This window comes from Paenibacillus ottowii (genome assembly GCF_006874425.1).
GTDB classification, from domain to species: Bacteria; Bacillota; Bacilli; order Paenibacillales; family Paenibacillaceae; genus Paenibacillus; species Paenibacillus ottowii.
In genome coordinates this window covers 119758-131064 of the sequence record NZ_VIJZ01000005.1, presented here as the reverse complement: position 1 = coordinate 131064, position 11307 = coordinate 119758, and the positions used below count along the sequence as shown (strand labels likewise).

Below are 11307 nucleotides of genomic sequence, written 5' to 3'. Positions count from 1 at the left end.
AACGTATATTCGATATAGTATATACGAACATTTGTTTCTACTTATTTCGTATAGACAAGACCCATTAGGATAGAACGTTCACAACGATATCACTCAAACCAACAAACAGGAGGCTAAAACTTGTCCACTAATCCAACAAGAAATCAATACCAAATCAAACTGTTCCACTTTAATGAGATCACTATTGTAGACGATCAACTTTACACACCACAATCCAGTACTCGTACCATCACCGTATCAGACAGCATCTACTTTGATCAACTCAAGCGAGTCGTAGCAGAACGTGATCCTTCCACCGATGTTACCGAAGTCACCTTTATGCTCAAAGCTGATCAAATTGACGAAGACGATCCATCCCAACTTGCTCTGTTTGAACGTATGTTACGAGAGGGCATCTACTATAATGGAAGAAAATATGTTCGTTCGATCAAGTCACCTGCTATGGGACGTACACAGCGAACAGAATTCATCCAAGAAAAGTATGTTGCTGATCTATATAACCACATTACACTCGGTAAAATGCCACCACTCACCAATATCCATAAGTGGGAAGCAGCCTTGGGTGTGAGTCGTTCGGCAGCACAACCAGTCCCGTATATTCCACGTATTATCGTCATACCAGATTATGAAAAGGAAACGATCATTGAGGATGTATGGAAAGTAGAAAAGTGTGCTGAAAATTTGGAGCAACAGAAGTTGATATTTGATGAAAAGGCTAAGCAACGTGAATATTTCAAAGCGAAGAAAGAATTGAAGCCATCCAAGGAACAATTACATAAGTTAGAACGTATACAGAATAAAACGATCTCGTGGAATGGTCGCACGAAGTCTGTTCCCAATCCAAAAGACTATAAAACCTTCAATGGGTGGAATAACCAGAATCGTCGTGTGAAACTAGAAGCAATTCCTTTTCCTGCTCGTTCGGTTATGTATAATGACGAACTATACCCTTGCTATTCCATCGAGCAAACAGAAGAAATCCCAGTTATAGCGATCAATGAAGAGTCCATTGGATTTAAGCGAGTGGAGTACCTACAGTATGAAAATAAGAATGTCCAATTTTTTGATGGTCAAGGTTTAATGAGCTTCCAGTTTGCAGAGCGTATTGGACAACATCTGAACCTATCCTATTCACCTAATGCAGTTCAGGGAAGACTTCCATATATCAAAGGTAACTTTATCCGATTCGATTTGATGAAATGGTTTAAGGAAAACAACGTAACACAAATAATAGATGTTTTTGGTGAATCACAACCGATCATCGACAAACAGGGTCGTCCTATTGATCTCATCCTCACCAAATCCTGCTTCAAAGCATGGCATCAATACAGTGAGGGAGAAGCTAAGCCTAAATGTTTGTTTGAAAATATAACGGAATATGAAGAATTACTGAGAGTACATAATCATAACAATTTCTGGGTCGCCAATTATGCGAGACCAGCATACCAGATGAACGCCTATACACCACTGACATACCAATATATTCATGCGCTGAATCTTACACTGAACGATTTATATCAATTAGCTACGCCTCTAATGGATGTCGTCAAACGAGTATTACATGGACAAAAGAATGACATCCATGGAAAGTGGCTTCGAGATATCGCGTACACGAAAGCGTTCCTACATATGCTAGTCCAAGAAGACGATGAACCCAAAGATATAGATGAAGAACCCGATGAACAGGAAAATGAAATAGAACGGGGTCAGAAGAAAGAGTTTATCAATGAAATTATCCAAGCTATTGATCTAAATGAACTGATGCTGTATGACGGAAACGTTCGCAAATTTATCGTGAAGCAAGCGATGCTGAAAGTACAGGATATGTTGAAAGGTCGCATCCCGATTCGCGGTAGCTACTTTTATCTGACCAATGATCCAATAGCTTTTATGGAGCATGCTAGCGGATATTCAGTAAAAGGTGTGCTGAAGAAGAACCAGGCTTTTATGAATCGGAAACGTGGAATGCATGCGCTATTCCGTTCACCGTTAACGATATTTAATGAAGTCGGTAAGCTAGATTTTGTACACGTACATAACCGATATATGCGTCATTTAGAGAATGTGATTGTTCTGAACTGTTGTGATTTAACACTTGCAAGGCTCGGACTAGGAGATGTGGACGGAGATACAGCTCTATGTACCAACGATCCTACCATACTCTCAGCAGTGATCGATGCGCCTACCATCATCAATGAAGATGATAAAAAAGTAGCTGCACCTGTATCCAATAATATGGACAGCATCGTCAAGATGGAGCTAAAAAGTCTACATAACCTGACGGGCAGATGTACGAATGTGAATACGTATTTTCAGAATCTGGCTTTGGAGGAAGGTAGCCTTCAAGGACGCGTTTTAGAAAACTCGGTCTTAAAATTTCTCCAAGGTCAAATCATTGATGCGACCAAAAATGGACTAGAGGTAGAGATTCCATATGTACTGGATCGTCTGGCTATTCAGATGCCGTATTTCTTCCGTTTTGTGAATGGTGGCAAAGCCGAGGATTATCAGCACTCGAAGAAATCACCATTTAATCAATTTTGCGTTGTGGCAGAAAAGTACATAGATGACACGTTTAACATGAAAGATGGGAAATTGGATCAGTCTATTTTCAGCATCGAGAGTACGAAAGAATTGTTACAGGATATGAGCAAGGTTAGTCAGCCCAAGTTTCTGAGCTATTTAGCTCGTATTGAGCCACTGTATAAAGAATACAACGAGCAGAAAAAAACAGTTGATCATCGCCAAAAGGAATTTAACGAACTGAAAAAATGGGAACGGGATAATGACACCCGAAAAGCAATCAGCGCAGAATACGCCAGGTTAAGAGAGGAATACAAAACTCGGTGTGAAGAGATCTGCCCTTATCCTTCGGTACTTGCGAGTGTTGCTGTTGAGATCGCATATCAAAACTACAGAACGTACTCCTTTGCATGGCTGTTTGTAGATGGGCTACTGGAAAATCTAAAGCAGCGTGAAAATGTTTTGAAGAGGGAAGTACGAAAGGTGAACCGGCTTACGAATCGAAATGTGGAAGGTAAGGAGCTTACCGTTCAAGTTGGCATCGCTACAATAGATGATCTGGAGTTTCCACTCCATGTGCCGGACGGTGTTTATTCGTTATTTGAGATTATGGGACAGTTCTTCATATGGTATGAAGCTGAACGGGAAAGCGTAGTACAAACCAGTCATACGCCTTCTTTGCTGGATGGAAAAAGTACAAGACGAACATTGAGGAATTATTCGTTTGGCTTCAGCACATTGAAAAAGTCTCAGGAAGAATCACAGTTGATAGCTGACGATGTATTGGGTAAGAAATTGCAAATTCAGGTGGTCGAGTACCGATATGTTCATATTGTGGATGAGCAGGGGGAATTAAAATGTATAATTCCAAGAGATCAGGTCATTCGCCGAGATGAGGGGTTATCCTTACTGGATTTTGATGGTACAGAAATTGAATTTTTATCTATCGAGAAAGTCACGAAATCGAGCTTTAAGGCTATAGTCCATATCGACTAACGTGAATCATTTGTCTGTCATGATAGGCGCCTGTTAACACTGGCGCTTGGGTGACAGCTAGAACGTTATATATACGAATCCAAAAATAAAGGAGATATCATCATTTGAACATCACATTAAAATTAAGCCAGATCGTTACCAATCCAAATCAGCCACGCAAGCATTTTAACGAGGAGTCTTTGCAGGAACTTGCAGCATCCATTGTAAGCGATGGTTTACAAGAAGCCATATTGGTCAGACCACTGGGAAGTCAGTATGAAATTGTTCAAGGGGAGCGCAGATATCGAGCAAGTCAAATGGCTGGACTGGATACGATTGCAGTGAAAGTAAAAGAATTGAGCGATGAAGAAGCTTTTCATCTATCTGTCATTGAAAATATCCAACGGGAACAAATGACGCCTATTGAAGAAGCTCACGCATTTTATGAGTATGTACAAAGAGGATACACGCATGACCAAATTGCCAAAAAAGTGAGCAAAAACAGAGCCTTTGTTACAAGCCGCTTAAGACTATTGAAACTATTACCTTTTATTCACGATTGGATTGCAGAGGGGTATATTTCAGATGGTCATGCCAAGCAATTATTGAAAATGGAATCGTTTTTGAACAGATTGCTAAAAAACAAACCGACATCAAAATTCATTCATGAAGACGGTTCACAGAAAGAAAAAGTCATTTTGAAAACTATCAATTGAAATTTCATAGTTCATTTTGGGAGAAGCATGACATAAAAAAAGAAAAGCTAACCGTAAACGAAGTCAAGAGTTGGGTGGATGGTTGGCATTACGGTTTAATAATCTCGCCTATTTTGAATTATAAGAGACTTGGTTCTATGGTTGTTTCTAAAAATAGAGGATTCGCTTTAACGGCTCAAATGGATTGTATCATCAATCATCTTCATATCTCCAACATTGCAGAAGAAGATATTGATTTTGCAATTGGTTATGATATGGAACGTTGTAAAGAACATTTTAATTCTGAAGTAAGACCGTGGATGCTTGAGAAATTTTGGGATGATATCCGTAATGAACTTTTTCACTCTGATATTAATATAGAAGAAAAATGGAATCTAAATCGTTTTCAAGATGAATTGAAAAAGTGCGAAAATTACAGCGCTTCTTTAGAGGATAAATCATTGGAAACGATAACGGAAGAAATCAAATTTTATAAGCAACAATTAGATCATATTGCCAAAGAGAATAATGTTTCAACGGATGACATACTGGATGACTTGCTGGCCATGGAGTAAATAGTGTCACGTGACACATTCTTAGGCCATGCTATGCGCCTGTTAACACGGGCGCTTGGGTGACACCTAATATATGGATGCAATTCCACAATGAGAGGAGTGAATCTGAATGAGCTATTTTTATTGTTATGATGGTCAGATGATGCGGAAATTACAGGATAAAAATATCCGGTATATTACTCGCGCTTTGACGATTGATAAGCATCAAAAGTTTTGGTTGTATGCTATTAATGAAGAATTTCAACAGGCTTTAGAGGAAATTAAGCAACTGAAAATATAAAGAGTGAATCTGATTTGGCAGTGAATCAATGGAGCGATCTGGAAGCTTATATTTCTCGTTCGCATATGAACAGTCTCCACGAAGAGGCGTTTATGGAAACATATCATGCATTAACGAGTTTTATACATAAGGGATATCAAATGAATATGGATGAATCTGAACGTGAAGAATCCTATTTGTCATGGGTAGTTAATTCTGCTCCCGGTACAGGGAAAAGTACAGCATTAAATGTTCTATGCAAGAGTCTATTAAAGAAAAATGCTTCAAATCAACATGAAAAGTATCCGCTATTGCTTGTGTTTAATAATAACGACACGATGAAGAATAATGTATACAAGGATGTCTCTGAATTTGCCAAGCAACATGAAATACCAGACGCTATTGCATATGTCAATTCTGATGAGATTCATAAAATGATAGATACCATGAGAAAATATCAAATTTTATGTATTCCTCAGCAGAGACTTCGAGATTTGATGTTAGATGATGAGCACATAAATAACTATTTATTATATTACCCGCAGCGAGCTAAGAATACGAAAGATGATGCTCGACAAAAAGAAGTACATAAGTGGAAACGATTGGTGATCATAGACGAGATGCCTATTTACTACGACAGTTGTGTCTGGGATATTGGCAGTAAAGATAATTCATTTGACTGGTTTGAGCATTTGGCAGACCGCATTCATTTAAGTAATCGAGAATTTAAGGAAGCTAGAGATATCCTGAGTGAGTTGATCAATTTGGAATTAAAGGACAATGTAACTTCCCATTCAACATTACGATTGAATCGATTTATAGAGGGTTCAGAAAGAGAACGGTTCTTCAATACCATCCTGGCTAAATTGGCTGATGCTAAAGGTGAACTTGAGGATATGAGAAGATACACGTGGTTTATGAAGATGTATTCAAAGGATCATATCGGCTGTATAGAACGAACGAATAAGCAAGCTATTATTTGTTCAGAGTGGCTGGACTATAGTCGTTTACATACCCATATGCTGACTTTGGACGGGACAGCACATATCAGCCAAAGTATATATGAGCGTTCTGGATTTGAACTGATCCCCATGACAAATGTTCATCGATATGCTGAGCGGTTGAATATTCGATGGAAAAATATAAATACGTCCACAACATTATCTTACCGTGAACTGAAAGAAGTCAAGGAAGCAATAGCAGGAGATTTCTTGGAGATACAAAGTAAACTACAAGAAAAACGTCCAAATTTCAAAATGATTGCATTACCTAAACAGGATGATATCGCATTTTATCACGCTGAGGGTGTAATTACGGACGAGCAGCTCAAGCAATTTTTCACAATCAAGCAGAAGCCAGATGATGATATGAGGAAACATCTTTTCAATGTGGTAGGTAATAATGATTTTTCTAGCTTTAATGCGATGGCCTTGTTTGGTGTTCCCATTCGCCCACCTAGGCATTATCGGGAAATCGCTGTAGCCATGTATGGTGTAGACATCGATATATCCTTAAATGAGAATCGAAATAAAGGGAACTGGTTTACAGATGAGAGAATACAAAAACTATGTATAGAAGATGTGCTGGCTAATCTCTCGCAAATTATTCATAGAACATCCCTACGCAATGTAAATTTACCCGAAGAAGTGGATATTGTGATGTACTCGAAACGGACAGAATGGTTAACATTAGTACAACAGGAATTTAGATTGCCGGATGAACGAGTCCATATGCATCAATTACATAATGAGCTTCGATTTAAGAAAGCTTGTTCCAAGAAAATGATCGAAATGGTTAAGCTCATGGTGGGCAAAAAGAATATCAAGCTTACCGCTAAGGAAATAGGTGGAAAAGCACTATATCAGTGGTTTAGAGATAATTGGAAGGGAAATAGAAAGCAATTCATTTTGAGTGAGTTAAAGAATCATAATATATTGTTATATGAAAGAACCTCAAAAGTTGGACGACAATATTGGTTGTTTATGCTAGTGGATCAAGATGCATTCACCGATCACGTGGTTAGCGAGCATTATCGTAAACTATCATAGAGTGGAAAGGAAGATTTTCTCCCTAATATTAAGGGAAGATTTCTTCCTCTTATGATAAATTTGCAAATAAATTGTTCATAATGAGCCGCAAAAGGGTGAATTGCCGAAGGCAAGAGGGGAAACGGCGGCAGGTCGATGAATACCGTTTACGAAGCGTAGCGAAGTGGTTTTTATCGAGATGGTGAGAGAGTTTCCCTTTATGTGGGTACAAACGTTAAGATCAAAAGAAGCCGTCAACAAAAATTTGTAAACAAATTATTTCTTTCCGTAGCCATCCAACATCGTTGGCTGTCTTCATTTTATTTTTCTTGAACGTGATTGATTGGACGTGGCCCTACTTTTCTATATATAGGGGAAACTGAGGTCAGTCCATTGATATAGCCTAAACTTAGAAAGAATGAAATGGAGAAATGGTCTTTACCTCATGTCTAAGACATATATTCATTTGTAGTCAGGCTGCTTATTTTAAAATTCTCGTTTTACAGATTGAAATTAATCTTGTTGAATGTACGTTTATATTTGCAAAATTTTAAAATTGAAAAAGTCGAGCTTACAAAGAGTAAAATGTGTCACGTGACACAATGAGCAGATTTACAATTACAATTTAGGCTACACGGGAACTCTGGCTATGAGCTAGGGTTCCTTTTTTATTTAGAGAGGAGCAACAACAATGCTATTAATGTTACAAGCAATAATCATAGAAATATTACGATTTATCACTGCGGTTGGTGTGTTTTTTACCTGGATGTGGATTGCAGCCTTTTTAAAAATGAAGGTAGAAAGGGGGATCAAGTGGATTGGAAATCAAATTCGTAAACGTAGAAACGTTAATTCCGTACATAAAAAACGCCAGAAATAATGAAAAAGCTGTAGATTATGTAGCAACGAGTATTCAAAGTTATGGATTTAAAAATCCCATTCTAATTGACAGCAATCATGAAATCATAGCAGGACATACACGACTGTTAGCAGCCAAGAAGCTCGGACTAAAGGAAGTCCCAACAATACTGGTTGATGATTTAACACCAGAACAGGTCAAAGCTTTTAGAATAGCTGATAACAAAACGGCTGAGTATGCAGATTGGAATTTTGAATTGTTGGCGCAGGAACTGGAAGAATTAAAGCTGGCTGATTATGATCTTTCTCTAACTGGATTTGATATGAGCGAGTGTGAGAAGTTGCTGGATACATTACATGAAGAAACAGCCGATGATGAGGATGATTTTAATGTAGAGGAAGCATTGTCTGAACATCCGATCACTCGTAAAGGTGACATCTGGTTACTTGGTAAGCATAGGCTCATATGCGGTGACTCGACTAATCCGCAGGATATCGCAACATTGATGGATGGTAAGAAGGCTCAGCTTATTGTAACTGATCCACCTTATAATGTGGACTATACGGGCAAGGCGAAGGCTGCATTGAAAATAGAGAACGATAAAATGGACAATGACCAGTTTTATGATTTCCTATTGGCTGCCTATACTCAAATGTTTGAAGTAGCAGATGACGGAGCAAGTATTTATGTGTTCCATGCGGATAGTGAAGGTTTGAATTTTAGGAAGTCATTTATCGAAGCTGGATTCAAACTGGCACAGTGTTGTATATGGGCTAAGCAAGCGATGGTAATGGGCAGAAGTGATTATCACTGGATGCACGAACCCGTATTGTACGGTTGGAAGCCGACAGGTGGACACTATTGGAATAGTGATCGAAAGCAAACGACATTATGGCAATTTGATCGCCCATTTCGGAATGAATATCATCCCACGATGAAGCCGATTCCCTTGATTAGCTACCCAATTAAAAATTCCAGTAAGCTTGGTGATATCGTGTTTGATCCTTTTGGTGGTTCAGGTTCAACGTTGATTGCTTGTGAGGAAACGGGTCGGATTTGCTATACCTGTGAGCTTGATCCCAAATATGTAGATGTGATTGTGAGGCGATATATTGCCCATGTTGGCAGCGATAACGGCGTATATTTGATCCGAGATGGTAAGCAGTATGACTATCAGGAAGTGGTTGCTGAGTCGGCAAGGTCAGAGGTATCATGTGCTGACTAAACCGAAAGGGTGATTGAATTGGGTAAGGCAAAAGTGAATATGGTGATTCGATTCCTAAAAGGCATGCAAATCGAAAAGGTAAGTGTGCTAGGGGCTGTGGAAGCTACGGAGGACAATGAGTTGATTCAAAAGGTGATCGAGGATATCGAATTGTTTTACGAGGCTGAGTTAGAAGGATAAGCTGATACATATGGGGAATGGTCGATATTTGGCTGTTCCCTTTTTTCGTGCTGGAGGTGAGCAGAATGAGCAAAAATAATGACAAACCAAAAAGAAACAGGCCAAAGATATTGACCAAGTATGATCAATTTGTTGTGCCAAGGCTCAGGGATATTCCCGTTTGGGTACGTGAAGGAGCAACAGATGAGGAGATTGCGAAACGATTAAATATTCATATTTGGACATTAGGCGATTATCGTAGAAAGCATCCCAAATTTGCTGAAGCATTAGAACGTCCAACCAAGTGGGAGACCCATGTATATCCTCGGTTAGCGGAGATTCAGCAATGGTTCGAAGAAGGCGTGAATGCAGAGGACATAATCAGGAAACTCGATATTGGTAAAACGACTTGGTACGAGTATATTAATAAACATCCGATGCTGGCTGAACTAGTCAAATGGAGCAGATCTGTCCCTATTTCACACGTAGAAAATTCACTTTTGAAAGCTGCTACGGGGTATGAATATGAAGAAATAAAAACGATTATTGAAGAGGACAAAAATGGAAAAAAGAAGACGCGTATCGAGAAAGTCAAGCGATATCAGCCTCCCAATCCGACAGCGATGATCTTCTACTTAAAGAACCGTGCACCTAACGAGTGGAATGATCGCCGTGAACTGCTGGTCAATACGAAAGCGCTAGAACAGGAACGCAAGCAGCTATTTCTGGATATGATTGAAGCCGATGTAGTGGATGCCGATTATGAAGCTATTGAGGAATCGGTCGAGATGGAGGAAGGATATATGGAGCCGGATGATTCGCAGCCGTAACGTTATGTCGTTAGTATTTGTATAGATAAACGCCAGTTTCAGCCCTGAATTAGCCAGTAAATTGCCCAGACTAAGTGCATAAGATAAGTTATGTAATGAGTGGACTTTCCCCCGAATCAACGCTATGATGTGACACACGAGCGAAAGGTGGGGGAGAAAATGAAGTATATACAAGGGTTTGAAGCATATTTACGGAGCAAGGATCGGAGTGAAAATACGATTTCCTGTTATATTAGGGACGTATTGCAGTTTATAGCCTGGTATGGGGGCAAGACGGAATATGGACTGAACAAGTGGATTGAACTGGATGGCGTAGAATACAAGAAATATCTGCAAAGCACCAATCAAGCGATACTGACCATCAACCGCAAGATCGCCAGTATCAATGTATTTGCACAGTGGATGCATCAGCAAGGCTATATAAAGGAAGAAATACATATCGAAGCGGTCAGGAATAAGGTCGTTCGGCAATACAAAGGGTTAGCGGAAAAGGATTTGTGGAAGCTACGAAATGAAATTCACCGTATGGGGAATCGAATGCATATCTGTATGATTGAATTGTTGCTGGGAACAGGGATACGGGTAAGCGAATTGGTTGGTATCAAGCTAAGGGATATTGAAATAAGTGAACGCAAAGGAATATTGAAGGTATTCGGTAAAGGGAACTCCTTTCGAACCATACCATTGAATAAGGATGTGCGAAAAGCCATTACTCGGTATCTCGAAGTCAGACCACAAGTGGAATCAGAATATTTATTTATTGGACAGCGAGGGCCTTTGGAGCGAAATGCGATTAATCTGATTTTGAACAAATACGGGGATCGGATCAACGTTAAGGTCACACCACATATGCTGAGACATACACTTGGTTATAAGCTGGTCAAAACGACTCCTTTGACCACCATCCAGCAAATCCTTGGACATGATCACGTAGCAACAACCAATATTTATACCCTAACAACACAGCAGGATATGGAAATGGCTTTGTCGAATATTGAGTGGTAATGAACCACTTCTTTTTATCGTTGCTTAGCAGGGGGGGGCTTCCAACGGTGAAAACGAAGCCGCCAGCAAAGAGTGAAGAAGTTTTTGTGATGAATTTATGGTGAAATCATTTTAGGACTGACTGTATTGTTTGAATAAGAGTAAGAGGTTCACATCGGAAATGTATGGGTAGGAG

Annotated in this window: 9 protein-coding genes; all 9 read left to right on the top strand. The window is 39.4% G+C overall.

Features of this window, described 5'->3' with window-relative positions:
* The first annotated feature begins 120 nt into the window (after positions 1 to 120).
* Complete coding sequence (locus FKV70_RS13725) at positions 121 to 3519, top strand: RNA dependent RNA polymerase (protein ID WP_142613196.1); 3399 nt, start codon at positions 121 to 123, stop codon at positions 3517 to 3519.
* 104 nt (positions 3520 to 3623) lie between these two features.
* Positions 3624 to 4214 (top strand): ParB/RepB/Spo0J family partition protein, encoded by a 591-nt coding sequence (locus tag FKV70_RS13720; protein ID WP_142613195.1) that lies wholly within the window; start codon positions 3624 to 3626, stop codon positions 4212 to 4214.
* Between the two features lie 137 nt (positions 4215 to 4351).
* Positions 4352 to 4768 carry a hypothetical protein gene (locus FKV70_RS13715; RefSeq protein ID WP_142613194.1) on the top strand — a complete coding sequence of 139 codons (417 nt, stop codon included), beginning with the start codon at positions 4352 to 4354 and terminating at the stop codon, positions 4766 to 4768.
* A 109-nt stretch (positions 4769 to 4877) separates the two neighbouring features.
* Positions 4878 to 5048, top strand: coding sequence for a hypothetical protein (locus FKV70_RS26160; protein WP_167669731.1), 171 nt, complete (start codon positions 4878 to 4880; stop codon positions 5046 to 5048).
* A gap of 14 nt (positions 5049 to 5062) precedes the next feature.
* Entirely contained in the window at positions 5063 to 7075 is a 2013-nt protein-coding gene (locus FKV70_RS13710; RefSeq protein WP_142613193.1) for a hypothetical protein, read from the top strand.
* Between the two features lie 797 nt (positions 7076 to 7872).
* Entirely contained in the window at positions 7873 to 9138 is a 1266-nt protein-coding gene (locus FKV70_RS13705; RefSeq protein WP_142613192.1) for a DNA modification methylase, read from the top strand.
* A gap of 18 nt (positions 9139 to 9156) precedes the next feature.
* On the top strand, positions 9157 to 9318 hold the full coding sequence (locus tag FKV70_RS26155) for a hypothetical protein (protein WP_167669730.1): 162 nt from the start codon (positions 9157 to 9159) through the stop codon (positions 9316 to 9318).
* A gap of 65 nt (positions 9319 to 9383) precedes the next feature.
* Positions 9384 to 10127 carry a transposase gene (locus tag FKV70_RS13700; RefSeq protein WP_142613191.1) on the top strand — a complete coding sequence of 248 codons (744 nt, stop codon included), beginning with the start codon at positions 9384 to 9386 and terminating at the stop codon, positions 10125 to 10127.
* A gap of 159 nt (positions 10128 to 10286) precedes the next feature.
* Positions 10287 to 11132 (top strand): tyrosine-type recombinase/integrase, encoded by an 846-nt coding sequence (locus FKV70_RS13695; protein WP_142613190.1) that lies wholly within the window; start codon positions 10287 to 10289, stop codon positions 11130 to 11132.
* Positions 11133 to 11307 lie beyond the last annotated feature (175 nt).

Bases quoted from the DNA above. Each gene is read 5' to 3' on its own strand.
- FKV70_RS13700 (WP_142613191.1), top strand. From the start codon at position 9,384: ATGAGCAAAAATAATGACAAACCAAAAAGAAACAGGCCAAAGATATTG.
- FKV70_RS26160 (WP_167669731.1), top strand. From the start codon at position 4,878: ATGAGCTATTTTTATTGTTATGATGGTCAGATGATGCGGAAATTACAG.
- FKV70_RS13695 (WP_142613190.1), top strand. From the start codon at position 10,287: ATGAAGTATATACAAGGGTTTGAAGCATATTTACGGAGCAAGGATCGG.
- FKV70_RS13715 (WP_142613194.1), top strand. From the start codon at position 4,352: ATGGTTGTTTCTAAAAATAGAGGATTCGCTTTAACGGCTCAAATGGAT.